Source organism: Kitasatospora sp. NA04385 (assembly GCF_013364235.1).
Taxonomy (GTDB): Bacteria; Actinomycetota; Actinomycetes; order Streptomycetales; family Streptomycetaceae; genus Kitasatospora.
The window spans coordinates 4,956,900-4,982,153 of record NZ_CP054919.1; the positions used below are offsets into that span (position 1 = coordinate 4,956,900).

27 protein-coding genes and 2 pseudogenes are annotated in these 25,254 nt (G+C 74.6%); 13 read left to right on the forward strand and 16 right to left on the reverse strand.

What is annotated here, in order from left to right:
• Positions 1 to 9: 9 nt before the first annotated feature.
• Both HUT16_RS22220 and HUT16_RS22225 read right to left on the reverse strand, forming a co-directional pair.
• The gene (locus tag HUT16_RS22220) at positions 10 to 879 is read right to left on the reverse strand and encodes a transglutaminase-like domain-containing protein (RefSeq protein ID WP_176189869.1); all 870 of its coding nucleotides are present in this window, start codon (positions 877 to 879) and stop codon (positions 10 to 12) included.
• 49 nt (positions 880 to 928) lie between these two features.
• Positions 929 to 1,935 (reverse strand): annotated as a pseudogene (locus tag HUT16_RS22225) (GNAT family N-acetyltransferase).
• A 127-nt stretch (positions 1,936 to 2,062) separates the two neighbouring features.
• Here HUT16_RS22225 and fdxA point away from each other — a divergent pair.
• Both fdxA and dapC read left to right on the forward strand, forming a co-directional pair.
• Positions 2,063 to 2,389: a ferredoxin gene (gene fdxA, locus HUT16_RS22230; protein ID WP_030459925.1), complete on the forward strand. Its 327-nt coding sequence runs from the start codon at positions 2,063 to 2,065 to the stop codon at positions 2,387 to 2,389.
• 22 nt (positions 2,390 to 2,411) lie between these two features.
• Complete coding sequence (dapC, locus tag HUT16_RS22235; protein WP_303392090.1) at positions 2,412 to 3,557, forward strand: succinyldiaminopimelate transaminase; 1,146 nt, start codon at positions 2,412 to 2,414, stop codon at positions 3,555 to 3,557.
• 799 nt (positions 3,558 to 4,356) lie between these two features.
• On the opposite strand, the pseudogene HUT16_RS22240 reads toward dapC, so the two are convergent.
• Together HUT16_RS22240 and HUT16_RS22245 are read right to left on the reverse strand one after the other, a co-directional pair.
• Positions 4,357 to 4,497, reverse strand: a pseudogene (locus tag HUT16_RS22240) (ATP-binding protein); the annotation flags it as partial.
• 409 nt (positions 4,498 to 4,906) lie between these two features.
• A complete protein-coding gene (locus HUT16_RS22245) occupies positions 4,907 to 5,878 on the reverse strand; it encodes a hypothetical protein (protein WP_176189870.1) in 972 nt (323 codons plus the stop codon).
• A gap of 209 nt (positions 5,879 to 6,087) precedes the next feature.
• Between HUT16_RS22245 and dapE the strand changes: the two genes are divergently transcribed.
• Both dapE and HUT16_RS22255 read left to right on the forward strand, forming a co-directional pair.
• Positions 6,088 to 7,161, forward strand: coding sequence for a succinyl-diaminopimelate desuccinylase (dapE, locus tag HUT16_RS22250; RefSeq protein ID WP_176189871.1), 1,074 nt, complete (start codon positions 6,088 to 6,090; stop codon positions 7,159 to 7,161).
• Between the two features lie 135 nt (positions 7,162 to 7,296).
• Positions 7,297 to 8,079, forward strand: coding sequence for a TIGR00730 family Rossman fold protein (locus HUT16_RS22255; protein WP_176189872.1), 783 nt, complete (start codon positions 7,297 to 7,299; stop codon positions 8,077 to 8,079).
• A 19-nt stretch (positions 8,080 to 8,098) separates the two neighbouring features.
• Here HUT16_RS22255 and folP read toward each other — a convergent pair whose 3' ends face one another.
• A complete protein-coding gene (gene folP, locus HUT16_RS22260) occupies positions 8,099 to 8,911 on the reverse strand; it encodes a dihydropteroate synthase (RefSeq protein ID WP_176192805.1) in 813 nt (270 codons plus the stop codon).
• A 183-nt stretch (positions 8,912 to 9,094) separates the two neighbouring features.
• Here folP and HUT16_RS22265 point away from each other — a divergent pair, with 183 nt between their 5' ends.
• Positions 9,095 to 9,565 carry a DivIVA domain-containing protein gene (locus HUT16_RS22265; protein WP_254897934.1) on the forward strand — a complete coding sequence of 157 codons (471 nt, stop codon included), beginning with the start codon at positions 9,095 to 9,097 and terminating at the stop codon, positions 9,563 to 9,565.
• A complete protein-coding gene (locus tag HUT16_RS22270) occupies positions 9,562 to 10,131 on the forward strand; it encodes a DNA-3-methyladenine glycosylase I (protein WP_176189873.1) in 570 nt (189 codons plus the stop codon). Before HUT16_RS22265 ends, HUT16_RS22270 begins: the two co-directional genes overlap by 4 nt.
• 127 nt (positions 10,132 to 10,258) lie before the next feature.
• Here HUT16_RS22270 and HUT16_RS22275 read toward each other — a convergent pair whose 3' ends face one another.
• The gene (locus HUT16_RS22275) at positions 10,259 to 11,059 is read right to left on the reverse strand and encodes an enoyl-CoA hydratase/isomerase family protein (protein ID WP_176189874.1); all 801 of its coding nucleotides are present in this window, start codon (positions 11,057 to 11,059) and stop codon (positions 10,259 to 10,261) included.
• A gap of 317 nt (positions 11,060 to 11,376) precedes the next feature.
• On the opposite strand from HUT16_RS22275, the gene HUT16_RS22280 reads away from it, so the two are divergent.
• Positions 11,377 to 11,544, forward strand: a complete 168-nt coding sequence (locus HUT16_RS22280; RefSeq protein WP_014137929.1) for a DUF3117 domain-containing protein — start codon at positions 11,377 to 11,379, stop codon at positions 11,542 to 11,544.
• 108 nt (positions 11,545 to 11,652) lie between these two features.
• Here HUT16_RS22280 and HUT16_RS22285 read toward each other — a convergent pair whose 3' ends face one another.
• Positions 11,653 to 12,285, reverse strand: coding sequence for an O-methyltransferase (locus HUT16_RS22285; protein ID WP_176192807.1), 633 nt, complete (start codon positions 12,283 to 12,285; stop codon positions 11,653 to 11,655).
• Positions 12,286 to 12,460: 175 nt separating this feature from the next.
• Between HUT16_RS22285 and sigE the strand changes: the two genes are divergently transcribed.
• The 4 genes from sigE (at position 12,461) to HUT16_RS22305 (ending at position 15,612) form a co-directional block, all read left to right on the forward strand.
• Positions 12,461 to 13,282: an RNA polymerase sigma factor SigE gene (gene sigE / locus HUT16_RS22290; protein WP_176189875.1), complete on the forward strand. Its 822-nt coding sequence runs from the start codon at positions 12,461 to 12,463 to the stop codon at positions 13,280 to 13,282.
• The gene (locus tag HUT16_RS22295) at positions 13,279 to 14,160 is read left to right on the forward strand and encodes an anti-sigma factor (protein WP_176189876.1); all 882 of its coding nucleotides are present in this window, start codon (positions 13,279 to 13,281) and stop codon (positions 14,158 to 14,160) included. The genes sigE and HUT16_RS22295 overlap by 4 nt, the downstream gene beginning before the upstream one ends.
• Before the next feature lie 133 nt (positions 14,161 to 14,293).
• Positions 14,294 to 14,716: a sec-independent translocase gene (locus tag HUT16_RS22300; protein WP_176189877.1), complete on the forward strand. Its 423-nt coding sequence runs from the start codon at positions 14,294 to 14,296 to the stop codon at positions 14,714 to 14,716.
• 242 nt (positions 14,717 to 14,958) lie between these two features.
• Positions 14,959 to 15,612: a hypothetical protein gene (locus HUT16_RS22305; protein WP_254897935.1), complete on the forward strand. Its 654-nt coding sequence runs from the start codon at positions 14,959 to 14,961 to the stop codon at positions 15,610 to 15,612.
• 12 nt (positions 15,613 to 15,624) lie between these two features.
• Here HUT16_RS22305 and HUT16_RS22310 read toward each other — a convergent pair whose 3' ends face one another.
• The 5 genes from HUT16_RS22310 to HUT16_RS22330 all read right to left on the reverse strand — a co-directional run bounded on the left by HUT16_RS22310 (position 15,625) and on the right by HUT16_RS22330 (position 19,928).
• Positions 15,625 to 15,939 (reverse strand): hypothetical protein, encoded by a 315-nt coding sequence (locus tag HUT16_RS22310; RefSeq protein WP_176189879.1) that lies wholly within the window; start codon positions 15,937 to 15,939, stop codon positions 15,625 to 15,627.
• A 145-nt stretch (positions 15,940 to 16,084) separates the two neighbouring features.
• Positions 16,085 to 17,245 carry an Mrp/NBP35 family ATP-binding protein gene (locus HUT16_RS22315; protein WP_176189880.1) on the reverse strand — a complete coding sequence of 387 codons (1,161 nt, stop codon included), beginning with the start codon at positions 17,243 to 17,245 and terminating at the stop codon, positions 16,085 to 16,087.
• A gap of 56 nt (positions 17,246 to 17,301) precedes the next feature.
• Entirely contained in the window at positions 17,302 to 17,868 is a 567-nt protein-coding gene (locus tag HUT16_RS22320) for a DUF1003 domain-containing protein (protein ID WP_254898345.1), read from the reverse strand.
• Between the two features lie 76 nt (positions 17,869 to 17,944).
• Positions 17,945 to 19,231, reverse strand: coding sequence for a CBS domain-containing protein (locus HUT16_RS22325; RefSeq protein WP_176189882.1), 1,287 nt, complete (start codon positions 19,229 to 19,231; stop codon positions 17,945 to 17,947).
• A gap of 163 nt (positions 19,232 to 19,394) precedes the next feature.
• Complete coding sequence (locus HUT16_RS22330; RefSeq protein WP_176189883.1) at positions 19,395 to 19,928, reverse strand: hypothetical protein; 534 nt, start codon at positions 19,926 to 19,928, stop codon at positions 19,395 to 19,397.
• Between the two features lie 179 nt (positions 19,929 to 20,107).
• On the opposite strand from HUT16_RS22330, the gene HUT16_RS22335 reads away from it, so the two are divergent.
• Positions 20,108 to 20,968, forward strand: a complete 861-nt coding sequence (locus HUT16_RS22335) for a DMT family transporter (RefSeq protein WP_254898346.1) — start codon at positions 20,108 to 20,110, stop codon at positions 20,966 to 20,968.
• Between the two features lie 31 nt (positions 20,969 to 20,999).
• Here the strand turns inward: HUT16_RS22335 and corA are convergent, their stop codons facing one another.
• Positions 21,000 to 22,115 (reverse strand): magnesium/cobalt transporter CorA, encoded by a 1,116-nt coding sequence (corA, locus tag HUT16_RS22340; protein ID WP_176189885.1) that lies wholly within the window; start codon positions 22,113 to 22,115, stop codon positions 21,000 to 21,002.
• 437 nt (positions 22,116 to 22,552) lie between these two features.
• On the opposite strand from corA, the gene HUT16_RS22345 reads away from it, so the two are divergent.
• Positions 22,553 to 23,221, forward strand: a complete 669-nt coding sequence (locus HUT16_RS22345; protein WP_254897936.1) for a suppressor of fused domain protein — start codon at positions 22,553 to 22,555, stop codon at positions 23,219 to 23,221.
• Positions 23,222 to 23,259: 38 nt separating this feature from the next.
• On the opposite strand, the gene HUT16_RS22350 is transcribed toward HUT16_RS22345, so the two are convergent.
• From HUT16_RS22350 to HUT16_RS22360, 3 genes are all read right to left on the reverse strand, one after another.
• Positions 23,260 to 24,108, reverse strand: a complete 849-nt coding sequence (locus HUT16_RS22350; protein WP_176189886.1) for a PHP domain-containing protein — start codon at positions 24,106 to 24,108, stop codon at positions 23,260 to 23,262.
• Between the two features lie 79 nt (positions 24,109 to 24,187).
• Positions 24,188 to 24,826: a DUF6758 family protein gene (locus tag HUT16_RS22355; protein ID WP_176189887.1), complete on the reverse strand. Its 639-nt coding sequence runs from the start codon at positions 24,824 to 24,826 to the stop codon at positions 24,188 to 24,190.
• 248 nt (positions 24,827 to 25,074) lie between these two features.
• Entirely contained in the window at positions 25,075 to 25,218 is a 144-nt protein-coding gene (locus tag HUT16_RS22360) for a hypothetical protein (RefSeq protein ID WP_162869915.1), read from the reverse strand.
• Positions 25,219 to 25,254 lie beyond the last annotated feature (36 nt).

Genomic DNA, 25,254 nt, shown 5'->3' on the forward strand with positions numbered 1-25,254 from the left:
GGTGCGGGCCTAGTTGAGGCGGTGGCGGGCCGACTTCGCCTCCAGCCGGACCTTCGCCGCGCTCTCCGGGTCGAAGGCGTCCAGGATCGTCGCGTAGGAGTCCATCTCGGCGGCGCCGCCCAGGAAGTCCCCGGTCTTGACCAGCAACTCGGCTCGTTCGAGCCGCAGTTGGGCGGGGTGGCGGGGGAGCAGCAGGGCGAGCTCGGTGGCCCAGAGCTGGGTGCGGGCGTGCTCGGGGCGGTCGGCGGCCCAGCGGCGGATGTTGCCGAGGACGCGCAGCACGGTGTCCAGGGGCTGGGCCGGGGTGAGCAGTTCGGGGGAGAACCGGTGCCCGGAGGCGGCCAGCAGGCGCTCCACGTCGGGGACGTCGAGCAGCCGGCCGCCGTGGAACGGGTCCGCCAGGACGTACTCGTCGCCGCCCGCCGGATCGCCGACCGCGACGATGAAGTGCCCCGGTAGCGCGATGCCGTGCACGGTCAGCCCGGCCCGGGCGGCCACCGCCTGCCAGACCAGCGAGAGCGTGATCGGCAGCCCGCGGCGGCGGCGCAGCACCTCCGGCAGCAGCGAGGACTCCAGCCGGAGGTAGTCGGACTGCCGGCCGTGGAAGCGCTCGCGGCCGCCGAGCACCGCCGCGAGCAGCGCGGCGGTCTCCTCCGGACCGCTCGGGCGGCGCTCGGCGACGGCCTGCCGGATGGCCGCGGCGTACCGGTCGAGGGCGGCCTGACAGGCGGTCAGGAGCGCCTCCAGGGAGGGCTGCTCGGCGCTGTCGCCGGGGTCGCCGAGGGTGTGCTCGGCGGCGGCGAGCAGGCACAGCAGCACCGGGTCGGGGTGTTCGCCCCGGGCTTCGGTGCGGAAGCGGGTTCTGCTCTGCTCGGTCACTGCGGCCTTCGGTTCAGCAGCGGTCGTGGCTCACTTCTGGTGGTGCACGCTACCGCTGGGGAAGGCGGGCGTAGTGGTAAGTGTGACTGGTCGTGAAGCCCAGTCCGTCGTACAGCGCGATCGCGCCCCCGTTGTCGGCCTCCACCTGCAGGTAGGCGCCGGTGGCGCCCTCCTCGGCGGCCCGGGCGGCGAGCGCGGCCATCACGGCGGTGGCCAGGCCGCGGCGGCGGGCCGCCGGGGCGACCTCGATCGCGCCGAAGCAGGCCCAGGCGCCGTCGACGGCCAGCCGGCCGATCGCCAGCGGGGCGCCGTCCGGGCCCTCCACCCGGGCGAACCACACCGAGGGGCCGCCGTGCAGCACCGCGGTGGCGGCCGCCTCCAGGGCGGGGTCGCCGCCCACCCGGCGGTACAGCGCCAGCCACTCGGGCCCGGCGGTGCGGGCCAGCCGGACGTCCGCCGGGTGCCCGGCCCGGGCCAGGTCGCCCAGCGGGCGGTGCGCACCAGCGTCGGGGCGAGGGCCGCGCCGAGGCGGTCGAGCGCGGCGGCCAGCTCGGGCGGCGAGCCGGGGGAGACCACCTCCACGTACGCGGGCAGCGAACGGGCCGCGTACCAGGCGCGCACCCGCTCCAGGGCCGCCTCCAGCGGCAGGCCCGGGTCGCCCAGCGCCTGCGCCGAGTTGGCCCGCCGGGTGAACCCGGACGAGGCGCGCAGCGTCCACTCGCCCAGCGGCTCCCCTTCGACGGCCAGCCAGGAGCGGGCCGCGATCCGCTGCAGGGCGAGCGGGTCGACGGCCGGCGCGGCGGTGCGGCGGGCCGGGAACGGCGGGACCGGCTTGCCCGCCACCAGCAGCTCGGCCGCGAAACGCACCGGCGCGCCGGTGCGCGGCTCGACCGTCAACCCGGTGTCGTCCCACGAGGTGAGCACGCCGATCACATCGCGGAACACCGGACGGCCGTCCGCCACGCCGTCGACACGCCGGGCCGACACGCGTCGCCCCACGTCAGACGGGTCTATCCGGACCTCCGGACGGGCCTCCAGCGGCACTGGGCCGATCATCGAGCGCACCTCCTGTGCATTTGCGTCCCCCGACCCGCGATACTAGGTGCGGGCATCGACGACGCCGCGCGCAAAGCGCGACCGAGTAAACAGTAGGGCGGCAGCCCTTCCGAGGAGGAACGACAGCGTGACCTACGTCATCGCGCAGCCTTGTGTCGACGTCAAGGACAAGGCGTGCATCGAAGAGTGCCCCGTGGACTGCATCTACGAGGGCGAGCGGTCCCTCTACATCCACCCGGACGAGTGCGTCGACTGCGGCGCCTGCGAGCCGGTCTGCCCGGTCGAGGCGATCTTCTACGAGGACGACACCCCGGAGGAGTGGAAGGACTACTACAAGGCGAACGTCGAGTTCTTCGACGACCTGGGCTCGCCCGGCGGCGCCTCCAAGCTCGGCCTGATCGAGCGCGACCACCCGTTCATCGCCGCGCTGCCCCCGCAGAACGCCGAGCACTGAGCCGATCGGTGGCATCCACGCTGTGAGCACCAACGACAGCGCGCACGCGCCGTTCCCGGGCCACCCGGGGGCGGCGCGCCGCGTCTCCGACCGCCTGCCGGTCTTCCCCTGGGACAGGCTCGAACCGTACAAGCGCACCGCCCAGGCGCACCCGGACGGGCTCTGCGACTTCTCCGTCGGCACCCCGGTGGACCCGGTGCCCGAGCTGATCCAGCAGGCCCTGGCCGCGCACACCGACACGCCCGGCTACCCCACCGTGTGGGGCCCGCTGTCGCTGCGCGACGCGATCGCCGGCTGGCTGAACCGCCGCTGCGGCGCCGAGATCGGCCCCGAGGCGGTCCTGCCCACCGTCGGCTCCAAGGAACTGGTGGCCTGGCTGCCCGGCCAGCTCGGCCTCGGCCCCGGCGACCAGGTCGCCTACCCGAAGCTCGCCTACCCCACCTACGAGGTCGGCGCGCTGCTCTGCGGCGCCGAGCCGGTCGCCTACGAGGACGTCTCCGAGCTGGACGGCTCCAAGGTCCGGCTGCTGTGGCTGAACTCGCCGTCCAACCCCACCGGACGGGTGCTGGACGCGGCCGAGCTGCGCCGCGCCGTCGAGTGGGCCCGGGAGCACCGGGTGCTGCTGGTCAGCGACGAGTGCTACCTGGAACTCGGCTGGGAGGCCGAGCCGGTGTCGGTGCTGCACCCGTCGGTCTGCGGCGGCTCGCACGAGGGCCTGCTGGCCGTGCACTCGCTGTCCAAGCGCTCCAACCTGGCCGGCTACCGGGCGTCCTTCGTGGCCGGTGACCCGGTGGTGGTCCGCGAGCTGCTGGAGATCCGCAAGCACGGCGGCATGATCGTGCCCGCGCCGGTGCAGGCGGCCACCGCGGCCGCCCTCGCCGACGACGCGCACGTCGCCGAGCAGCGGGCCCGGTACGCCCAGCGGCGCAGCGCCCTGCGGGCCGCGCTGGAGGCGTACGGCTTCCGGATCGAGCACTCCGAGGCGAGCCTGTACCTGTGGGCGACCCAGGACCGGCCGTGCTGGGAGACCGTGGCCGAACTCGCCGAGCTGGGCATCCTGGTGGCCCCCGGCGACTTCTACGGCCCGGCGGGCGACCGGTTCGTGCGGGTGGCGTTCACCGCCACCGACGAGCGGGTGGCTTCGGCGGTGGAGCGGCTGAAGCGCTAGTGCCGGTGACCCGGTGCCGGTGCCGGTGCCTGGCATCGGTGCTGGGGCTGGGGCCGAGGCCGGGGCTGGGGCCGGGGCCGCGCGGTACGCGGACATGACGGAGGGGGCGGGCCGACAGGCTCCGCCCCCTCCGTCATGCGTGAGTCGTCATGCGTGAGTCGTCATGCGTGAGTCGTCATGCGTGAGTCGTCATGCGTGAGTCGTCATGCGTGACGTGTCAGCCGATCGGCAGGCCGCCGCCCTGGATGCCGCCGAGCAGGCCGCCGATCGGGCCGAGGGCGCCGGTCAGGCCGCCCAGCGGGCTGTCGCCGCCGAGGCCCGGCATGCCGCCGAGGCGGTTGGCGGACTCGTGCTCGGTCAGGCCCGCCACGGCGCCCGCGATCGGGAGGGACTGGACGGCGCCGGTGACCGGGCCGAGCTTGTCGGCGGCGGGCAGGCCCTGGGTGAGCTTGTCGGTGGGCAGGCCGCGGGCGACGGTGGACAGCGGGGTGGCCGTGGCCCGGTCGGTGGCCGGGAGAACCTTCTCGGTGACCGCGGGGGCGACCTTCTCCTCGACCGCCGGGGCGACCTTGCCGGTGAGCGTCTCCAGCGAGCCGGTCAGCTGGCCGGCCTTGCCGACCGGGCCGAGCTTGCCGAGCGCGTCGTCGGTGGACGGCAGGTTGTGCGCGACGGTGTTGCCGGCCGCGTCGGCGGCGGCCGGGCCGCCCGCCGCGAGGGCCGCGGCGCCGGTGGTGCCGACCACGTGGCCCAGCTCGTGGGTGGCCCCCTGCACCGCGTCGCCCGAGTTGGGGACGTCGGCCAGCTTGGTCACGCCGGCGCCCAGGTCGGTCTGCGGCACCACCTCGGTGGCGGAGGCGGCGCCCGCGGCCGCGAGCGGCGCCGCGGTGGCGGCGACGAGCAGCGCGGCCTGGGCGATCCGGCGCGTGAGGGGGAGGGACATGGTGCTCCTAAGAGGTGAGGTCGACGGTCCGCCGGGCGGACGGCGCGGGGCGGTCCGCCCGGCGGGCGACGTGTATGACCGCAAGAGCACCGGGAAGGTTTCGGCCGGGCAAGGTCAAGGGTTGGCAAAGATCGGACGATCCTTTTTCGGGCATTGCGGAAGTACCGCCCGGACGGCGGGTGCTGAGGAACCGTCACTTCCCTTGCGGGCCGCGCCCTCGGCGGCCCTCCGGCGCACCGGCCCGGCGCCGCCCGCCAGCAGTCCCGCCGTCAGCGGGAGTTGACGCGAATCACCCGGTGGGCGGTCACCCGCGCACCAGTGCGTCAACGCACCGTCAGGCCGTCGCGCCGCACCGGACCGCGCCGCACCGGACCGCGCCGCACCGGACCGGACCGGACCGCGCCGGGGCCTACTTCTTCTTGGCCGGCTCGCCCAGCGTCACCAGCACCCGGTCGGACGGCGCCTCCGCCAGCGGCTTCCAGCCCTGGCCCGGCTTGTCGACCCGCCACACCTTGCCGTCGTAGGCGACCTGGCCGATGCCCAGTTGCGCGGCCTGCGCCACCGACCAGTGGGCCAGCGCCCAGCCGGTCTGGCCCGAGCCGCCGGCGCCCGCCGTGCTCGCGGTCGGCTGCGGGGTGAACGCCAGCACCTCGCGCGGGTCCTTGGCGGGCTTCTCGGCGCCCGCGACCGTCACCGCCTTGCCGAACTCCCGGCGCACCCGCTCCGAGAGGTTCGTCGCGTTCGGGGCGGCCTCGGCCGGGTCGGTCGGGCTCGGGGCCGGGAGGTCGTGCACCACGCAGTCCAGCGAGGCCGGTTCGCGGCCGGTCAGCACGGTGGCGAGCAGCGTCGCGTTGTTCTCGTGCTTGGCGTACGCCTGCGGGTAGCCGCTGCGCTGCACCTGCTGGGCGGCGTCGGTCAGCGGCATCTGCGCGTAGCCGTTGACCTTCACCAGCGCGTCCAGGAACTTGTTGGTCGCGTACACCGGGTCCATGATCTGGTCGACCGAGCCCCAGCCCTGCGAAGGGCGCTGCTGGAACAGGCCCACCGAGTCCCGGTCGCCGCCCTCCAGGTTGCGCAGCTTCGACTCCTGGATGGCCGTGGCCAGCGAGATGGTCACCGCCCGTTCCGGCAGGCCGCGCGACATCGCGACCGCGGTGATGGTCGACGCGTTCGCCGCCTGGGTGAGGTCCAGGGTGCCGGTGCCGGCCGCGGTGGTGACGGTGCAGCCCTCGTCGGGGGGCGTGATCTTGTCCCGGTTCAGCCACACCACCAGGCCGCCGACCACCGACAGCGCCACCAGCCCGACCAGTACCCGCCGCCACGGCCGCCGCCGGCGCGGTTCGGCGCCGTCCTGCGCGTCGTACTCGGCGTCCTCGGTCACGGGTGGCCCCTCTCGGTGGTGGTCGCGTCGCGGCGGTCCCGGCCCGGCGCGCGCTGTTCGCGGACACCGTAACCGCTCGGACGGCGGTACGGGCCCGCGCGGTTGCGCGGCCGCCGGTGGGAGGGGGTGCGGCCGCCCGGCCGGGGGCCCGCGGCGAGGCCGCCCGCCTCACCGGCGACGCGGGCGGCCCCGCCGGTAGGGTGGCCGCCATGAGCAGCCCGAACGCGCCCCTCGACCTCTCCCTCGACGGCGGAACGCTGACCGCCCGCCTCGTCGACTTCCCCTCCGTCAGCGGCGAGGAGGCCGCCCTCGCGGACGCCGTCGAGGCCGCGCTCCGGGCCCACCCGCACCTCACCGTCGACCGGTACGGCAACAACGTGGTGGCCCGCACCCACTTCGGCCGGGACGAGCGGGTGGTGCTCGCCGGGCACCTGGACACCGTGCCGATCGCCGACAACGTGCCCTCGCACGTCGAGGGCGACCTGCTCTACGGCTGCGGCACCTCCGACATGAAGTCCGGCGTCGCCGTGCAGCTGCGCCTCGCCGCCACCCTCACCGAGGCGAACCGGGACGTCACCTACGTCTTCTACGACTGCGAGGAGGTGGAGGCCACCCGCAACGGCCTCGGCCACCTGTTCGCCGTCCACCCGGACTGGCTGGCGGGCGACTTCGCCGTGCTGATGGAGCCCAGCGGCGCCGTCGTCGAGGGCGGCTGCCAGGGCAGCCTGCGCGCGGACGTCACGCTCACCGGCGTCCGGGCCCACGCGGCCCGCTCCTGGCTCGGCGACAATGCCATCCACAAGGCCGCCGAGGTGCTGCGCCGGCTCGCCGAGTACCAGCCGCGCCGGGTGGAGATCGACGGCCTGGAGTACCGCGAGGGCCTGAACGCGACCCGGATCGACGGCGGCGTCGCCGGGAACGTCATCCCCGACGAGTGCAAGATCCACGTCGCCTTCCGGTTCGCCCCCGACCGCTCCCTGGAGCAGGCCGAGGAGCACCTGCGCGGGGTCTTCGAGGGCTACCAGCTGGACGTGGTGGACGCCTCGCCCGCCGCCCTGCCCGGTCTCGGGCTGCCCGCCGCGCGGGCCTTCCTGGCCGCCGTCGGCGGCGAGGCCCGGGCCAAGTTCGGCTGGACGGACGTCGCCCGGTTCTCCGCGCACGGCGTCCCCGCCGTCAACTACGGCCCCGGCGACCCGAACCTGGCGCACAAGCGCGACGAGCACTGCTCGCTGAGCGCGATCGCCGAGGTCGAGGAGCGGCTGCGGGCCTGGCTCACCCGGTAGCCGCCCGGCGCTCGCCGCCCGCCGCCCGGGCCGGCGGCGAACGGTGGTCGCACCGCCGGGGGTTCGCCCGACTCCCGTCCGGGCGACGGCCGTTATTTACCTCGGATCGTGCCTCGTCAGGCGTAGGGTTTCGTCATGACAGCCAACGGAGATGATCCCGTCCGCCGGCAGAAGAAGCCGTGGCCCGAGAAGCGCAAGGGCCCCGTGCTGCTGCGGCGCGACCAGGTCGAGACGAGTACGACGGACCAGCGGCTGCTGGACACCACCGGGCCCGCCGACTGGTTGCACACCGACCCGTGGCGGGTGCTGCGGATCACCTCGGAGTTCGTCGAGGGCTTCGGCGCGCTCGCCGAACTCCCCACCGCCATCAGCGTGTTCGGCTCGGCCCGGACGCCGGTCGGCTCGCCCGAGTACGAGGCCGGGGTGGAGATCGGCCGGGCGCTGGCCGAGGCCGGCTACGCGGTGATCACCGGCGGCGGCCCCGGCGCGATGGAGGCGGCCAACAAGGGCGCCACCGAGGCGGGCGGGCTGAGCGTCGGCCTGGGCATCGAGCTGCCGTTCGAGCAGGGCCTGAACGAGTACGTCGACCTGGGCCTGAACTTCCGGTACTTCTTCGTCCGCAAGACGATGTTCGTGAAGTACGCCCAGGGCTTCGTGGTGCTGCCGGGCGGCCTCGGCACCCTGGACGAGCTGTTCGAGGCGCTCACCCTGGTGCAGACGAAGAAGGTCACCCGCTTCCCGGTGGTCCTGTTCGGCAGCGCCTACTGGGGCGGACTGGTGGAGTGGCTCAAGTCGACCCTGGTCGCCCAGGGCAAGGCCAACCCGGCCGACCTCGAACTGTTCCACGTCACCGATGACGTGACAGAGGTCCTGAAGGTGCTGGACGCCGCCCGGGGGCCGAAGGGCACCCCCGCGTAGCGCGCGGGACGACGGGCCGTCAGGCCAGCCCCCGGCGGGCGACCGCCGGGGGACGGGTGCCGCGGATCGAGGCCACCATGTCCAGCACCTGGCGGGTCTCGGCGACCTGGTGCACCCGGTAGACCTGCGCGCCCAGCCAGGCCGAGACGGCCGTGGTGGCCAGCGTGCCGAGCAGCCGCTCGTCCACCGGCCGGTCCAGGGTCTCGCCGACGAAGTCCTTGTTGGAGAGCGAGACCAGCACCGGGAAGCCGGTCGCGGTCATCTCCGGCAGCCGGCGGGTCGCCTCCAGCGAGTGCCGGGTGTTCTTCCCGAAGTCGTGGCCCGGGTCGATGATCAAGGCGTCGCGGCGCACGCCCAGTTCGAGCGCCCGCTCGGCCAGGCCGACGGTCACCGCCAGGATGTCCGCCATCACGTCCTCGTACCCGACCCGGTGCGGGCGGGTGCGCGGCTCGGCGCCGCCCGCGTGCGTGCACACCAGGCCCGCGCCGTACCGGGCCGCGACCTCGGCGAGCTTCGGGTCGAAACCGCCCCAGGCGTCGTTCAGCAGGTCGGCGCCGACCTCGCAGACCGCCTCGCCGACCTCGTGCCGCCAGGTGTCCACGCTGATCACCGCGTCCGGGTGGCGCTTGCGCAGCTCCGCCACGAACGGCACCGTGCGGCGCAACTCCTCCTCCACGGTGACCTCTTCGCCCGGCCCGGCCTTCACCCCGCCGATGTCCAGGATCGCCGCGCCCTCGGCCACCGCCCGGTCCGCGGCCGCGAAGGCCGCCTCGTCGGCGAAGGTCGCCCCCCGGTCGAAGAACGAGTCCGGGGTGCGGTTGACGATCGCCATGACGACCAGCTCGTCCGGGCCGAACTCCCGCGTGCCGAGGCGTAGTGCCACCGGTGTCTCCTCCTCAGCGCTCCCGGGTGCAATGATGGGCCCCGGCCTGTACAGGGACCATGATCCCACCGTAGCCCTCGCGGGCGGGCCGAAGCCGACCGGGAACTGCCGGGAACTGACGGAGGACAGCTCGTGTTCGTGGTGATCGTGATCGCGATGGCCCTGGTGGTCGGCGGCGCCGCAGTGGTGGCGCTGGGCGGCGGCGGAACGCTGCCCGAGGCCGAACACGACCGGCTCGCCGTGCGCCTCCCGCAGGACCGCGCGCTCAGCCGCACCGACGTGGACGAGCTCCGCCTCCCGATGGCGCTGCGCGGCTACCGGATGGACGAGGTCGACGACGTGCTCGACCGCCTCGGCGCGGAACTCTCCCTGCGGGACGCCCGGATCGCCGAGCTGGAGGCCGTCGGCGTGGTCAGCGGCTCGGTGGCGGCGTCCGGGGACGTGGCGGCCGCCGCGTCCGGGGAGCCGCTGCCCGGCCTGGAGTCGTTCACGGCCGTCCTGGAGAAGGAGCCGCCGGCGCCGGTCGTCACCGAGGTCACCGAGGTGGTCTCCGACGAGGACGCCCCGCAGCGGGACGCCGAGCGCAAGGGCGACCGCGCGTGACGGGTGCGGTCCTCGGGGCCGACGGGCTGCGGCGCTGCGGCTGGGGCGACTCGGCCGAGGACTACCGGGCCTACCACGACACCGAATGGGGGCGCCCGGTCCACGGCGACCGGGCCCTGTTCGAGCGGATCTCGCTGGAGGCCTTCCAGTCCGGGCTGTCCTGGATCACCATCCTGCGCCGCCGGGAGGGCTTCCGGGCGGCGTTCCGGGGCTTCGACACCGCGCTGGTCGCGGAGTTCGACGACGCGGACGTGGCCCGGCTGCTGGACGACACCGGGATCATCCGGAACCGGGCGAAGGTCCTGGCCACCATCGCCAACGCGAAGGCCGCCCGGGCCCTGGCCGACGGCGAGCTGGACGCCCTGGTCTGGAGCCACGCCCCCGACCCGGACCGCCCCGCCCCGCTCACCCTCGCGGACGTCCCGGCGGTCACCCCCGAGTCGACCGCGCTCGCGAAGTCCCTCAAGCGCGCCGGCTTCCGCTTCGTCGGCCCGACCACCGCGTACGCCCTGATGCAGGCCTGCGGACTGGCCAACGACCACCTGGCCGACTGCCACGCACGCTAGCCGCAGTCGCAGTCGCAGTCGCAGTCGCAGTCGCAGTCGCAGTCGCAGCCGCAGCCGCCCGAGCCGGCCCCGACCGCCCCGGTCCCGGTCGGGGTGGACGGGTCGGGGCGGCCGGGGCGCCGAGCGGTCAGCGGCCGGTGTAGACCGGCTTCTCCTTGGCGAGGAAGGCGTCGACGGCGATCCGGTGGTCCTCGCTCTCGCCGGCCAGGGTCTGGAGTTCGTCCTCCTGGTCGAGCAGCTCGTCCAGGGAGTGCGAGGCGGCGTAGGCCAGGGAGGCCTTGATCGCGCCGTAGGCGACGGTCGGGCCGTTGGCCAGGGTGAGGGCGAACTCGTGCGCGGTGGCGGCGAGTTCGGCGGCGGGGACGACCCGGTTGGCCAGGCCGAGGGCGAGCGCCTCGTCGGCGCGGACGGTGCGCGGGAGCATCAGGAGCTCGGTGGCGCGGGCGTGGCCGACCAGACGGGGGAGGGTCCAGGAGGCGCCGGAGTCGGCGGTCAGGGCGACGCCCGCGAAGGAGGTGTTGAAGCCCGCGGTGTCGGCGAGGATCCGGAAGTCGCAGGCGAAGGCGAGCGAGGCCCCGGCCCCGGCGGCGACGCCGTTGACGGCGGCCACGGTGGGCTTGCGCATCCCGGCCAGCGCGCGCACCAGCGGGTTGTAGTGCTCGGCGACGGTGCGCAGCGCGCCCTCGCCGGTCTCGCGCTGGCGCTGGAGCAGGCCGACGTGCTCCTTGAGGTCCTGGCCGACGCAGAACGCCTTGCCGCCCGCGCCGGTGAGCAGCACGGCCCGGACCTCCGGGTCGGCGGCGACGGCGGTGACGGCGTCCCGGAGCGCGATCTTGGTGGGGACGTCGAGCGCGTTCATGGCGTCCGGGCGGTCGATGGTGAGGACGGCGAGGGCGCCGTCGCGCTCGTGGCGCACGGTGTCGGACATGGGTGAGGGCTCCCCGGGTCGCGGTGGCTGGCACAGTGGTCGCCGCAGTGGCGTGCCGTGGGCCAGCATGCCGGAGCGCGGCGGGGCGGGGGAGTGTGAGGTGCCGCACCTCCGGCGGGCGTGTCGGACTGCGGCGGCATGCGGCTTTCGGCAGGTAATCAGCGCCTTCCGGCTGGTTGGGGACGGTTGGCGCAGAGAGTGATGTTGGTCATCCAGCCGCTGCATGCGGGATAATGGCTTCCGATCAATGCGTTCGATACCGGCGGTGGACGGACTGTCCGGTGCGTACCTGAACGGTTGCAGGAAGGGGAACGAGCATGGCGGCCATGAAGCCGCGGACGGGTGACGGCCCGCTGGAGGTCACCAAAGAGGGGCGGGGCATCATCATGCGAGTTCCGCTCGAAGGGGGCGGGCGCCTGGTGGTGGAGCTGACGCCGGACGAGGCGGACGCTCTGGGCGAGGCCCTCAAGAAGGCCTGCGGCTGATCTGCAGGTGAGTGACCCCGCATCTCCCGGGTCGATCCGCGAGGTGCTCGACGGGCCCGGCCCCCCGGTGCGGGGGGCCGGGCCCGTTCCGCGCGCGCCCGGGGCGGGTCAGCGCTTGACGGCGCAGAGCAGCCCGTCGGAGACCGGCAGTAGGGCGGGCAGCAGGGTGTCGCTCTCCCGGATGTCGGCGACCAGGTCGCGCACCGCGCGGGTCTGCGGGTCGTCGAGCTCGGGTTCGGCGAGCCGGCCCTCCTGGAAGACGCCCTCGAAGCAGACCACGCCGCGCGGCCGCAGCAGGCGCAGCGCCTCGGTGAGGTGGAACCGGGAGTCGGCCGGGTCCCCGTCGCAGAACACCAGGTCGTACTGGCCGTCGGCGAGCCGGGGCAGCACGTCCCGGGCGCGGCCGGGGATGAAGCGGGCCCGGTTGCCGGCGAACCCGGCGGCCAGGTAGGCCTCGCGGGCGTACTGCTGGCGGACGGGCTCGGAGTCGACGGTGGTGAGCACCCCGTCCGCGCGCATGCCGCGCAGCAGGTAGACGCCGGAGACGCCGGTGCCGGTGCCGACCTCGACCACGGCCTTGGCGTCGAGGGCGGCGGCGAGCAGGCGCAGGGCGGCGCCGCCGCTGGGGCCGATCGCGCGTATGCCGGTGCGGGCCGACTGGGCCCGGGCGTAGGTCAGCACCGCGTCCTCGCCGACGTAGGTGTCGGCGAGGGCCGCTCGCTGGGGCCCGAACTCGGTGATGGCTGCCTCTTCCGGAGCGCCGTTGCCGACCCAAGTCGACAAATTCCAGCGACAGACTACTGGCCGCCCGGGAACCGCGTTCGACGGCTGGCCGTTGAACTGCTACGGGCGGCCGGACCGCCCGGGGCGGTCGCTGTTCGACGGCTCTTATCCGGGCTTGACGGGTGAGGTGGATATGGTGGTGGCTCTGCTGGGCAGAAGAGCCGACCGAGGAGGTGTGGCCGAGGGCGACGTCCCTGTGCAGCGGCACCCCCGCGGCATCACGTCGATCCGTACGCCGAAGCCCGTGATGAACCAGTCTGTGCACTCCCCCCTGGACAAGTCGACCGCAGCCGACGACTCGGTGGCCGGGGCCGCCGGCACGATCGCGTCCTTCGCGGAGGGGCCCGACGCGCAGAGCTGGACGCCGCCCAGCTGGGAGGAGATCGTCGAGGCGCACAGCGCCCGGGTCTACCGCCTGGCGTACCGGCTGACGGGCAACCAGCACGACGCCGAGGACCTCACGCAGGAGGTCTTCGTCCGGGTGTTCCGCTCGCTGTCCACGTACACCCCCGGCACCTTCGAGGGCTGGCTGCACCGGATCACCACCAACCTGTTCCTGGACATGGTGCGCCGCCGCCAGCGGATCCGCTTCGACGCCCTTGCCGAGGACGCGGCGGAGCGCCTGGCCAGCCGCGAGCCCAGCCCCGCCCAGCACTTCAGCGACACCCACTTCGACGCGGACGTCCAGCAGGCGCTGGACACCCTCGCCCCGGAGTTCCGGGCCGCCGTCGTGCTCTGCGACATCGAGGGCCTCTCGTACGAGGAGATCGCCGCGACGCTCGGCGTGAAGCTCGGCACCGTCCGCAGCCGGATCCACCGCGGCCGCTCGCACCTGCGCGCCGCCCTCAAGCACCGGGCGCCGAACGCCGCCGCGGGCCGTTCGCGCCGGGGCGGTTCCGCCGAGCCCGTGCCGGTCGGCGCCGAACCGGCCGTCAGCGACCGGAGGGGGTCATGAGCGATCACGCCCCCGAGCGCGCGGACACCACCGCGGGCCGCTCGCGCTGGGCGCCGCTGCGCCGGGCCGAACAGGCCCCGGCGGGGGCCGAGCTGCGCCCGCTGGCCGTCCGCCCGGCCGAACCGCCGGTCGAGGAGCACCACCTGGGCGACCGGCTCTCCGGCTACCTGGACGGCGAGCTGGGCCACGACGCCCGCGAGCGGGTCCAGGCCCACCTGGCGACCTGCCCGGACTGCCTGGCCGAGGCCGAGCAGGCCCGGTCGGTCAAGCGCGCCCTCAGCGAGGCCCCCGCGCCCGGCCCGTCGGCCGCCCTGATGGCCAGACTCATGGCGGTCGCCGCACTGCCCGAGGACGAGCCGGGCCCCGACGGTCCGCCGGGGTCCGGCGGCGTGTTCGGCGGCAGCCGGCTCACCGGCGGCTCGTTCGGCCGGGGCGCGGGCTTCGGCGGGGGCGCGCTCGGCGCGGACGCGCCGATACCCGGCATCGATCCGCGGGCCGGCCTGTTCGGCGTCCGCCCGGCCGCCGCGCCGCGCCGCGAGCCGGACGCGATGCCGCGTCCGCTGGCCGCCGCGCTCGGCGAGCTGCCCAGCGTCCGCCCGTCCGCCGCGCGCGGCCGCCGGCTGGTGTTCGCCGCCGCCGGGGCGTTCTCGGTGGCGGCCGTCACCCTCGGCGGGGTCGGCGGCGTCACCGCGGGCCAGGGCACCAACCGGCAGCCGGCCAGCGTCACCCCGGTCGGCGGGGCGATCGTCCCGGTCAACGCCCAGCAGCCGGTGCACGCCCCGCAGCCGGTGGACGTGCAGGAGTACCCGCTGCGCACCCGCTACCAGCTCAGCGCGACGCCCTCGCCCGCCAGTGACCCGGGGCGTGTCCTGCGCTAGCCTGCCTTCACCGGCACGCCGTCGACGCCGGTCACCCGGGTGGTCTTTACCACGGTTTCGTCCTCCGGGGGCCGGGGCCGCGGACGACCGCGTTTACCCTTGATTCAGCGTTGTCGGGTGCTGGGGAGTTCAGGTGTTCGGAGACATAGGCGGACTGGAGGTCGTGACGATCATCGTCATGGCCATCGTGATCTTCGGCCCGGACAAGCTGCCCAAGCTGATCCAGGACACGATGGGCTTCATTCGCAAGATCCGCTCCTTCGCGGACAACGCGAAGGAGGACATCCGCAGCGAGCTCGGCCCGGAGTTCCAGAACTTCGACTTCGAGGACCTCAACCCGAAGACCTTCGTCCGCAAGCAGCTGATGGGCGACGGCGACGACCCGCTCGGCCTCAAGGACCTCAAGGACAGCGTCGACATCAAGTCCGCGCTGAACGGCGACTCCGGCGGCTCCACCCGGACGCCCACCGCCTCGGTGGACTTCGCCAAGGCCGCCGACCCCGGCCCGGCCCTGGCGGTCGGCGAGCGTCCCCCGTTCGACCCCGACGCGACCTGAGGCGCCCCGCGGCCCCACGGTCTCGCGCCCCCCGCACGCCCCGCACACCCCGACGACGCCCCGCCCTGCCCCGGCAAGGCGGGGCATCGCCGTCCGCGCCGCTATCGTGGCACTACCCCTCCGGACGGCGGGCCCTGTGGGATCCGTCACGACCGGCCGCGTCCGGCCCGGTTCCCCGGACGGAAGGGCCCGGGTGCGCGACCATGGAGCGCCCGGGGAGCACAGCTGAGGAGAGGCCCGCAGTGGACGTCACGCACCGTACGGGAGGCACCGCCGCCGCCCCCCGCCGCGCCGCAGACCCGCTGGCCGGCTACCGCGCCGCCGACTTCCCCTGGTACGGCCTCGACGAGGGCTGGACCGGGCGCCGCTGGCTCGGCCAGGTCGGCACCGGGCAGCGCGCCGCCGCCGACACCGACGCCCCCGACTACGGCACCCTCGGCCACGGCGACGAGCCCGCCCGCGGCCCCGAACCGCGCGACGCCCGCCGGTTCGCCGTGGTCGTCACCGTCGCCCGCCGCGACGTGCGCCGCAGCGCCGACAACACCGGCACCCTGGAGGCCACCTCCGCCTCCTCCGCCGCCTGGCTGGCCGGCTCCGGCCTGCTCGCCGCGACCTGGCCCGGCAACCTCGACCGCACCCTGCGGCAGAACTGGCTCGACCAGCAGTCCGCCCTCGCCTGGGACTTGGCCGACGACCTGGACGGCCCCGCCTGGTCCACCCTCACCCTCCCCGTCAACGGCCTCCCGCAGCCCTTCCGCTACCGCGAGTCCGAGCACGGCTGGGTGCTGGCCGGCGAGGCCCCCGGCGTCCTGATCGGCGCCTACGGCCGCTCGGTGTCCGCCTACGGCGTCGGCTTCACCGCCGTCACCGACCTGGCGGCGTACGACGGCCGCTGACGGCGCCGCCGCTCACTCGTAGCACGCGTACGAGCCGTCGTCCTGCCGGGCGATCAGGCCGCCGTCGCAGCCCAGCATCGGGGCCAGCACCGTCGCCCGCCAGGCCCCGAAGAGCAGCAGCGGCAGCGCCACGACCAGCACCGCGATCCGGCTCCCGCGGCTGCGGCCGAGCAGGCCGACCGCGGCCCCGACCACCACCAGCAGCATGCCCAGGGCCAGCGCCGCCGCCGCGATCCCGGAGGTGTTGTCGCGCAGGCCCACGAACAGCGGGTCCTCCAGCTCCATGGTGAAAACCACGCTGAGCAGCGCCAGCAGTGCTCCCGGCACCAGCAGCACCGCCGCCAGGCACCCCGTGTTCCGTCTCCTGTTCACAGCCTGTGGACGGCCCCGACGCCCCTCCCGGTTCCGCGCGGCACCCACGCGAACGGCCCCGGGCGCGCTGCCCGGGGCCGTCCGTCCTGCCGGGGTGCCGTCAGAACTTGTTCTTCGGGGTCAGGCCCAGCGAGAGGCCGGAGAGGCCGCGCTGGCGGCCGGAGAGCTTGCCGGCGATGGTGCGCAGGGCGGCGCCAGCGGGGGATTCGGGGTTGGAGAGGACGACCGGGCGGCCGTCGTCGCCGCCCTCGCGGAGGCTGACGTCGATCGGGATGGAGCCCAGGACCGGGACGGTGGCGCCGACGGTGCGGGTGAGGGCGTCGGCGACGGTCTGGCCGCCGCCGGTGCCGAAGACGTCGATCATCTCGTCGCAGTGCGGACAGGGCATGCCCGACATGTTCTCGATGACGCCGACGATCTTCTGGTGGGTCTGCAGGGCGATGGTGCCGGCCCGCTCGGCGACCTCGGCGGCGGCCATCTGCGGGGTGGTGACGATCAGGATCTCGGCGTTCGGGACGAGCTGCGCGACCGAGATGGCGATGTCGCCGGTGCCGGGCGGCAGGTCGAGCAGCAGGACGTCGAGGTCGCCCCAGTAGACGTCGGCCAGGAACTGCTGCAGCGCGCGGTGCAGCATCGGGCCGCGCCAGACGACGGGGGCGTTGCCCGGGGTGAACATGCCGATCGAGATGACCTTCACGCCGTTCGCCGACGGCGGCATGATCATGTCCTGGACCTGGGTCGGCCGGCCCTCGACGCCCAGCATCCGGGGCACGCTGTGGCCGTAGATGTCGGCGTCCACCACGGCGACCTTCAGGCCGTCCGCGGCCAGCGCCGCCGCCAGGTTGACCGTCACCGAGGACTTGCCGACGCCGCCCTTGCCGGAGGCCACCGCGTACACCCGGGTCAGCGTGCCGGGCTTGGCGAACGGGATCTCCCGCTCCGGGGCGCCGCCGCGCAGCAGCTGCGAGAGCTCGCGGCGCTGCTCCTCGCTCATCACGTCGAGCTCGACGGAGACGGCGGACACGCCGGGGACGGCGGACACCGCGTCGGTGACCCGCTGGGTGATCGTCTCGCGCATCGGACAGCCGGAGACGGTGAGGTACACCGCGACCTTCACCGCGCCGCCGTCGCCGATCTCGACGGACTTCACCATGCCGATCTCGGTGATCGGGCGGTTGATCTCCGGGTCGTGGACGTTGCTCAGGGCTTCCCTGACGGACTGCTCCGTCACCCCGGTCGCCACCTCTGTCTCGTTGGCCATGTGTTGATGGTACGGCGCCGGGCCCCACCCCCGACTCGCCGGTAGCGTGCCGCCGGTCACAGCGTGTCGGCGGACTCCCGCCGGTCGTCCAGCTCCTTCAGCAGCGCCTGCAGTTCGGACCGGACGCCGCCCAGTTCGGAGGTGATGAAGGCGCGGGTGGCGACCTCGCCGAGGCCCTGGCGCAGCGCCGCGACCTCGCGGGTCAGGTACTCGGTGTCGGCGATGTTGCGGTCGCTGCGGGCCCGGTCCTGCTCCATGTTGACCCGGTCCCGGTCGTCCTGCCGGTTCTGCGCGAGCAGGATCAGCGGGGCCGCGTACGAGGCCTGGAGGGACAGCACCAGGGTGAGGAAGATGAACGGGTAGCCGTCGAAGTGCACGGCCTCCGGCAGCAGGGTGTTCCACACCACCCAGACCACGATCACCACCGTCATCCAGACGATGAACCGCCCGGTGCCCAGGAAGCGCGCGATCCGCTCGGAGAGCTTGCCGAACGCCTCCGGGTCCCAGGCCGGCAGCCGGATCAGCCCGGGCCGGCCGGTGCGCGGCTGGTCCAGCCGGGAGCGCGGCCCGCCCGGCCCGGCCGGCCGCTCCTCGCGGCGGCCGCGCTGCTCCCGGGCCCGCAGCTCGCGCAGCTGCCGCAGTTCGCGCAGCTCGCCCTGGATCCGCTGGCCCGGGGTGCCGTCGCCCTGGCGCTTGCGGTCAGCGTCCACCGTGCACCTCGCTCGTCTCGGGGTCGATGCCGTGCGCCGCGCCCTCGCGCCAGTCGTCCGGCAGCAGGTGGTCCAGCACGTCGTCGACGGTGACGGCGCCCAGCAGGTGGTCGTCCTCGTCCACCACCGGCGCCGCCACCAGGTTGTACGTGGCCAGGTAGGAGGTGATCAGCGGCAGCGGGGTGTTCGGCGGCAGCGGGTCCAGGTCGTCGTCCACCATCGAGCCGACCAGCGTGTACGGGGGTTCGCGCAGCAGCCGCTGGAAGTGCACGGTGCCCAGGTACGTCCCGGTCGGGGTCTCGTTCGGCGGGCGGCACACGTACACCTGGGCGGCCAGCGCCGGCTTGGTGTCCGAGATCCGCACCCGGGCCAGCGCCTCGGCCACCGAGGCGTCCGGCTCCAGCACGATCGGCTCGGTGGTCATCAGGCCGCCCGCGGTGTCCTCCTCGTAGGAGAGCAGCCGGCGCATCTCCTCCGCCTCGGCGGGCTCCATCAGCCGCAGCAGGCGCTCCGCGTCGGCCTCCGGGAGCTCGGAGAGCAGGTCGGCGGCGTCGTCCGGGTCCATGGTCTCCAGGATGTCGGCGGCGCGCTCCTCCTGGAGCTTGCCGATGATCTCCACCTGGTCGTCCTCGGGCAGCTCCTCCAGGACGTCGGCCAGCCGGTCGTCGTCGAGGGCCGCGGCGACCTCGGCCCGGCGCTTCGCGGACAGGTGGTGCATGACGTTCGCCAGGTCGGCGGGGCGCAGCTGCTCGAAGGTGGCCAGCAGGTTGGCCGCGCCCTGGCCCTCCTCGGTCAGCGAGAAGCCGGTCACCGCCGACCAGTCCAGCAGCAGCTGCTCGCCCTTCGCCTTGCGCAGCCGGCTCGGGCGGCCGACCTGCACGAAGACCCGGTCGATCTCCCACTCGCGCAGCCGGGTCTGCACCATCGCCACGTCCAGGACGGTCACCTCGTCGGCGGTCTTCGTCCTGGTCACGGTGCGGTCCAGCAGTTCGGCCAGCACCAGCGTCTCGGACGGGCGCTGCTCGAAGCGGCGCATGTTCAGCAGCCCGGTGGACAGCACCTGCCCGGACTCCAGGCTGGTCACCCGGGTCATCGGCAGGAAGATCCGCCGCCGCCCGATCACCTCCACCACCAGCCCGAGCACCCGGGGCGGCCGCCCGCCCAGCCGCAGCGAGACCACCACGTCCCGGACCCGGCCGACCTGGTCGCCGTTCGGGTCGAACACCGAGACACCGGCGAGGTGGGAGATGAAGACCCGGCTGCCTGGCCCCGCCATGCGCGACTCCCTCCGACGGAAACGGACACAACCCCCCAAATCTAGCGGCGGAGGGGGAGGGAGGCGTGTTGCGCGGGCGAGGGTTGCCAAAAAAGCGGGGTGCCCCCAAAACGGGCGGCCCGGGCAGGGGGCCGGGAGGGGGCCAGGAAGGGGGTGGGGGCGGTCAGCCCCTGCGCTTCTTGAACAGCAGCTTGGGCAGCCCCGCCGGAGCCGGCCGCCGGGTGGTGGCCGGGGTGGGCAGCGGCGCGGCGGCGAGGGCGTCGTCGGGGAGCGGGGCGAGCGGGCCGTCGGCGGGGACCAGGCGCAGCACCCGGCACTCGCGCGCCCAGCGGTCGCCGACGGCGTCGGTGTCGGGGGCGTTGAGGCGCTTGCCCTTGAGCTCCTCGACGGCGCCCGCCCAGGCGGGGGTGCCGGGGTCCAGGAGGGTGACGGCGGCGGTGAGGGCGACCAGGCGGCCCCACTTGTCCTTGCTGCGCAGGGTGACCTCGGCCGGGGTGCCGGCGGCCAGCCCGTGCAGGGGCTGCTCGGAGCCGTCGCCGACGACGACGATCGCGCCGTCGTGCCAGGCGTGCCAGAGCGGACGGGCGTGCGGCTGCCCGGCGGACCGGACCCAGAGCAGGCCGGACTTCTTGGCGGCTTCCTCCACCAGGGCCCGGTCGAGGAAGTCCGTCGGGCTCGCGGTCGTCGTACGCTCCATGCCGCACAGCGTACGGCCTGGGCCGCGGCGGGCCGGTCCCATCCCCCGGACGACAGTGCCGTAACGGCCGGACAGCCCTTACCGTGTATGCCGTCCACCCCACTGCCCGAAGGAGCGCCGTGACCGCCGTCAGCACCACCACCCCCGCCGCGCCCCCGGCGACGGGGGAGCGGCGGCAACTGCCGCGCACCGACCTGCTGCTGCTGGCGGTGTCGATCGCGGGCATCTCGCTGTCCGCGCCGCTGATCAGCGCGACGGCCGCGCCCGCGCTGGCGATCGCGTTCTGGCGCAACGGCATGTCGGTGGCGGTGCTGGGCCCGTACGCGCTGTGGCGGCACCGGGCCGAGCTGCGCGGCATCCCGCGGCGGGCGCTGCTGCTGGCGGTGGCGGCGGGCGTGCTGCTGGCGCTGCACTTCGCGCTGTGGATGCCCAGCCTGCGGATGACCTCGGTCGCGTCGTCCACGGCGCTGGTGACCACCACCCCGCTGTGGACGATCCTGCTGATGCGGCTGTCCGGGGTGCGGGCGCCGCGGCTGGTCTGGCTGGGCGCGGGCGTGGCGTTCGCGGGCGTGCTGGTGCTGACCGGCGTCGACCTGACGGTCTCGGCCCGGGCCCTGCTGGGCGACGCCCTGGCGCTGGCGGCGGGCGCGGCGGCGGCCGGGTACATGCTGCTGGGCGCGGAGGTGCGGCGGACCGTCTCGACCACCGCGTACACCCTGGTCTGCTACGCGACCTGCGCGCTCGCGCTGCTGGCGGCCTGCCTGCTGACCGGCACCCGGCTGGGCGGCTGGCCGGCCGGCGCGTGGTGGCAGATCTTCCTGCTGATGGTGACGGCCCAGCTGCTCGGGCACTCGCTGAGCAACCGGGTGGTGCGCACCCTGGGCCCGTCGATCACCTCGACGGCGATCCTGCTGGAGACCCCGGGCGCGGCGCTGATCGCCGCGCTGTGGCTGGGCCAGTGGCCCCCGGCGGCGGCCTACCCGGCGGTGGGACTGATCCTGCTGGGCCTGGTGCTGGTGGCCCGGGCGGAGCGCCGCTGACGCCCCGCCCGGGCCCCCGCCCGGCGGGCCGTCACAGCCAGCCGTTGCGGCGGAAGCCCCGGTACATGCCGACGCAGATCAGCACGATCGCGCCGAGCACGGTCGGGTAGCCGTACGTCGACTTCAGCTCCGGCATGTGCTCGAAGTTCATCCCGTACACGCCGGTGATCATGGTGGGGACGGCGAAGATCGCCGCCCAGGCGGTGATCTTGCGCATGTCCTCGTTCTGGGCGACCGAGACCTGCGCCAGGTTGGCCTGCAGCAGCGAGTTCAGCAGCTCGTCGAAGCCCTGCACCTGCTCGCTGACCCGGGCCAGGTGGTCGGCGACGTCCCGGAAGTACTTCTGCATGTCGAGGTCGACCAGCCGCGCGGTCGGCTCGGACAGCTGCAGCATCGGCCGCAGCAGCGGGGTGACGGCCCGCTTGAACTCCAGCACCTCGCGCTTGAGCTGGTAGACCCGGCCGACGTCGGTGCCGCGGCCGCCCTTGTTGGCGAACACGTCGTACTCGATCTCGTCCACGTCGTTCTGCAGGCGCTCGGCGACCAGCAGGTAGTTGTCCACCACGTGGTCGGCGATGGCGTGCAGCACGGCGGCCGGGCCCTTGGCGAGCAGGCCGGTGCCCTCGGAGTCGGCCTCCAGGCGGTGCCGCAGCTCGCGCAGCGAGGAGTGCGCGCCGTGCCGGACGGTGATCACGAAGTCCGGGCCGGCGAACACCATCAGCTCGCCGGTCTCGATCACCTCGCTGGTCGGCGTGAGCTGCTCGTGCTCCACGTAGCGGACGGTCTTGAACACCGCGAACAGCATGCCGTCGTACCGCTCGACCTTGGGGCGCTGGTGCGCGTGCACCGCGTCCTCCACGGCCAGCGGGTGCAGGCCGAAGCGCTGCGCGATGCCCTCGAACTCGGCCTCGGTCGGCTCGTGCAGGCCGATCCAGCTGAACGAGCCGGGCCCCATCTGGTGCGCCGCCTTCACCTGCCGGGCGGCCTCGCGCGGGCTGCAGGTCTCGGCGGCCCGCTTGCCCTGCTGGTAGACGGCGCAGTCCACCACCGCGGACGGGGTGTCGCCGGGCTTCGACTCGAACCCGTCGCCGACCCGGCGGCGGGCGGGACGGACGACGGCGGCGCGCAGGTTGTGCATCATCGACATGGCGCGGGCTCCCTAGGGCCGGACCGGCGCGCCCCGGGACGTACCGGGGGAACGCGACGGCGGAAAACACCGGTGGACACGCCGGGGCTGAAGAAGTGTCAGAAAGCCGTTCGCTGGGCGGGTTTCGTCGGATCAGGCCCGGGGAAGGTGCTCTCTCGGCCGCGCGCGACGCTGCGGAGTGGTCCCGGTCAGCCGCGCGGGCGGTGGGCCGGGGTGGGCCGGAGAGAGCTGCCGGTACTGCATGGTCGACTGCTGTCCACCGTGACCACCTCCTCCACGCCGGGGCCCGCGCGGGGGCCGTCGCGGCCCTGGTTCGTATTCACAAGGCCGACCGCTCACATTAACAGCTCTTCCCGGAGCCGCGCCCGGCATTCGTCCTCCGCCGGGTAAAGGTCGCGCCAAGGTTCGGCCCGGCGCGCCCGCGCTAAGGTCGCCGCATGGCGCACGACTTCCCTCACTTCGGCGACTTCTCGAATCCGGACGCGGTCCCGGACGCGGCCCCGGACGGCTCCGCGGGCCCGACCCGGCAGACCGTCCTCACCCGGGTCGAGGCCCGGCTGACCGACACCTTCGGCGAACCCACCGGCCGGGCCGCCGTCACCTTCGTCGGCGCGGACCGGATCGAGGTGCTGCGGTTCGGCCCGGACGCCGACGGCCTGGTCCGGTACGCGACGCTCGGCATGGCCGCCGCCCCGATGGCCGACCCGACCTCCTCGATCGCCGACCCGGTGCGCGGCCCGCGCGCCGAACTGGTGCTGACCGTCCGCGGCGGCCGCGACGAGGTGCACAGGGCGCTCGCGGTGTTCGCCGCCAGCCCGCAGGTCGAGGGCCTGGTGGTGGCCCCCGGCGGCTCGCTCGACCTGGGCTCCCCGCTGTGGACCGGCGCCCCCTTCACCTCGGTGCTGGCCGCCGAACCCGGCGGCCTGGTCGCCGACCTCGAACTGCCCGCTCCCGCCGACCCGGTGCACTTCCTGCCGCTGCTGCCGATGACCCCCAACGAGGCCGCCTTCAAGCGCGTCCAGGGCGCCGAGGCGCTCCAGGAGCGCTGGCTGGGGCACGGCACCGACCTGCGCGACCCGGCCCGCCGCGGCGTCCCGCTGGACTGACCGCGGCGGTCCGGGCGGCGGAGGCCGGGCGGCGGGGATCAGCCGGTGATCGGTGCCGCCCCCGTCGCCTGCGCCAGCAACCGCTCGTACGCGGCCGGGTCGGTGGTGTGCTCGCCCAGCCGGACGGTCTTGCGGCTGCCGTGGTAGTCGCTGGACCCGGTGGTGAACAGCCCCAGGTCGGCCGCCAGGCCGCGCAGCCGGCCCCTGGTCTCCTCGTCGTGGTCGACGTGGTCCACCTCCAGCCCGCCCAGCCCGGCCGCCGCCAGGTCGGCGATCACCGCGTCCGACACCGTCCGCCCGCGCTTCACCGCGCCCGGGTGCGCGAACACCGGCACCCCGCCCGCGGCCCGCACCAGCCGGACCGCCGCCACCGGGTCGGTCTCGTGCTTGCGGACGTCGGCCCGCCCGCCGTTGGCCAGCCACTCGGCCGTGAACGCGTCCGAGACGCTCCCCACCACGCCCGCCTCCACCAGCGCCGAGGCGATGTGCGGACGCCCCACCGAGCCGTCGCCCGCGATCCGCTCCACCTGTTCCCAGCTGATCGGCGCCCCCAGCTCCCGGCAGCGCTCCACGATCGCCCGCCCGCGCCGGAACCGGTCGGTGCGCACCAGCTCCCGCTCGGCCGCGAAGGCCGGCTCCGCCGGGTCGAACAGGTACGCCAGCAGGTGCAGGCTGATGCCGTCCACCTGGCAGGACAGCTCCGCGCCCGGCACCAGCACCAGCCCCGTCCCGGCCACCGCGGCGGCCGCCTCGCCGTACCCGGACACCGTGTCGTGGTCGGTCAGCGCCACCACGTCCAGCCCGGCCGCGACCGCGTTGGCGACCAGTTCGGCCGGGGAGTCGGTGCCGTCGGAGGCGTTGCTGTGGGCGTGCAGATCGATGCGCATGCCGCCCAGGATAGGGAGCCCGTCCGGCCCGGTCGGCGGACGGTCCGTCAGCGTGCGGCGGGCGGTGCGGTCGGGCCGGTCAGCCCAGCAGCCGGGGGGTGAGCGCCCCGCAGGGCAGCAGGCCCAGCTCGGCGCCCGCGTCCCGCAGGTCGGTCAGCACCAGTTCGTCGTGCATCAGCAGCGCCGACTGCTCGGGCCAGGCGATCGCCCACAGCCACAGGCCGCGCGCCTCGCCGACGTACACCGCCCGGTCGTCCGGCGCGCCCGGCACGTGGAACATCGGGGTCGGCCGGCCCGCCGCCATCAGCTTGGCGTCGGCCGGCTTGTACAGCGCCACCGAATCGCCCGGGTCCGGCCCGTCCAGCCCCGCGTAGCGGGCGCCCAGGCCGATGCCCAGCTCCTCGGCCACCAGCACCAGTTCGCCGAACCCGCCCAGCGGGGCCGGACCGGCGCAGGCGACGGCGGTGGCGCGGGCGCCCGACAGGTCGTCACCGGCGTGCGCGATCCCGGTGAACAGCCAGCCCACCGGCAGCGGCCAGGGCAGCCAGACCGGCACCTGCGAGCGGTTCACCGCCACGTTCAGGGCCTCGATGCTCGGGGGCAGCACCGGCTGCATCGGGTGCACGGCACCGTGCAGATCGCACTGCCAGGTGTCGGAGAAGAGGCCGGGGGCGCGGACCCGACCGGCGCACCTCGGGCAGCTTGGCTCGCCCCTCATAACCGACAACGGTCCTCCCTCCGGACTGCTGCGTCAAGGACGATCACCCGTAAGGAGTGCGTCACGAGCCGCCCCGGCAACGGCCCGGGTCCGGCAGAGGTGATGTCCCGGCGGGGCCCCCGTCAAACCCCCGCAGGTGGCGGCGTCCGAACACACTGACGCCCCGTCGTCCCAGGGGTCTCCTGCGGTGACGGGGCGTCAGCCGGGTATCGGAACGTCGGACGACTCGGAGGTGCGTCCGCGTCCGCTCACACGGCCTTGCACGGCCGGATGTACAGGCGCTCGCCGGTCTGTGCGGCGGCCTTCAGGTACTCGGACACGGTCTCCGCGTCGGCGATCAGCCGATCGGTCTCCGTCCCCGCGTGGTCCAGGCGCAGAATCTCGAAACGCATGGGTCTCTCCCTTCCCGTCCTCGGGGTCCGAGGCGG

What these genes read in the sequence shown, in the direction of transcription:
- dapE (WP_176189871.1), top strand. Translation starts at nt 6,088, where the DNA reads ATGAGCAGCCCGAACGCGCCCCTCGACCTCTCCCTCGACGGCGGAACG.
- HUT16_RS22255 (WP_176189872.1), top strand. Translation starts at nt 7,297, where the DNA reads ATGACAGCCAACGGAGATGATCCCGTCCGCCGGCAGAAGAAGCCGTGG.
- folP (WP_176192805.1), bottom strand. Translation starts at nt 8,911, where the DNA reads ATGGCGATCGTCAACCGCACCCCGGACTCGTTCTTCGACCGGGGGGCG.
- HUT16_RS22275 (WP_176189874.1), bottom strand. Translation starts at nt 11,059, where the DNA reads ATGTCCGACACCGTGCGCCACGAGCGCGACGGCGCCCTCGCCGTCCTC.
- HUT16_RS22280 (WP_014137929.1), top strand. Translation starts at nt 11,377, where the DNA reads ATGGCGGCCATGAAGCCGCGGACGGGTGACGGCCCGCTGGAGGTCACC.
- sigE (WP_176189875.1), top strand. Translation starts at nt 12,461, where the DNA reads ATGGTGGTGGCTCTGCTGGGCAGAAGAGCCGACCGAGGAGGTGTGGCC.
- HUT16_RS22295 (WP_176189876.1), top strand. Translation starts at nt 13,279, where the DNA reads ATGAGCGATCACGCCCCCGAGCGCGCGGACACCACCGCGGGCCGCTCG.
- HUT16_RS22315 (WP_176189880.1), bottom strand. Translation starts at nt 17,245, where the DNA reads ATGGCCAACGAGACAGAGGTGGCGACCGGGGTGACGGAGCAGTCCGTC.
- HUT16_RS22325 (WP_176189882.1), bottom strand. Translation starts at nt 19,231, where the DNA reads ATGGCGGGGCCAGGCAGCCGGGTCTTCATCTCCCACCTCGCCGGTGTC.
- HUT16_RS22330 (WP_176189883.1), bottom strand. Translation starts at nt 19,928, where the DNA reads ATGGAGCGTACGACGACCGCGAGCCCGACGGACTTCCTCGACCGGGCC.
- corA (WP_176189885.1), bottom strand. Translation starts at nt 22,115, where the DNA reads ATGTCGATGATGCACAACCTGCGCGCCGCCGTCGTCCGTCCCGCCCGC.
- HUT16_RS22345 (WP_254897936.1), top strand. Translation starts at nt 22,553, where the DNA reads ATGGCGCACGACTTCCCTCACTTCGGCGACTTCTCGAATCCGGACGCG.
- HUT16_RS22350 (WP_176189886.1), bottom strand. Translation starts at nt 24,108, where the DNA reads ATGCGCATCGATCTGCACGCCCACAGCAACGCCTCCGACGGCACCGAC.
- HUT16_RS22355 (WP_176189887.1), bottom strand. Translation starts at nt 24,826, where the DNA reads ATGAGGGGCGAGCCAAGCTGCCCGAGGTGCGCCGGTCGGGTCCGCGCC.
- HUT16_RS22360 (WP_162869915.1), bottom strand. Translation starts at nt 25,218, where the DNA reads ATGCGTTTCGAGATTCTGCGCCTGGACCACGCGGGGACGGAGACCGAT.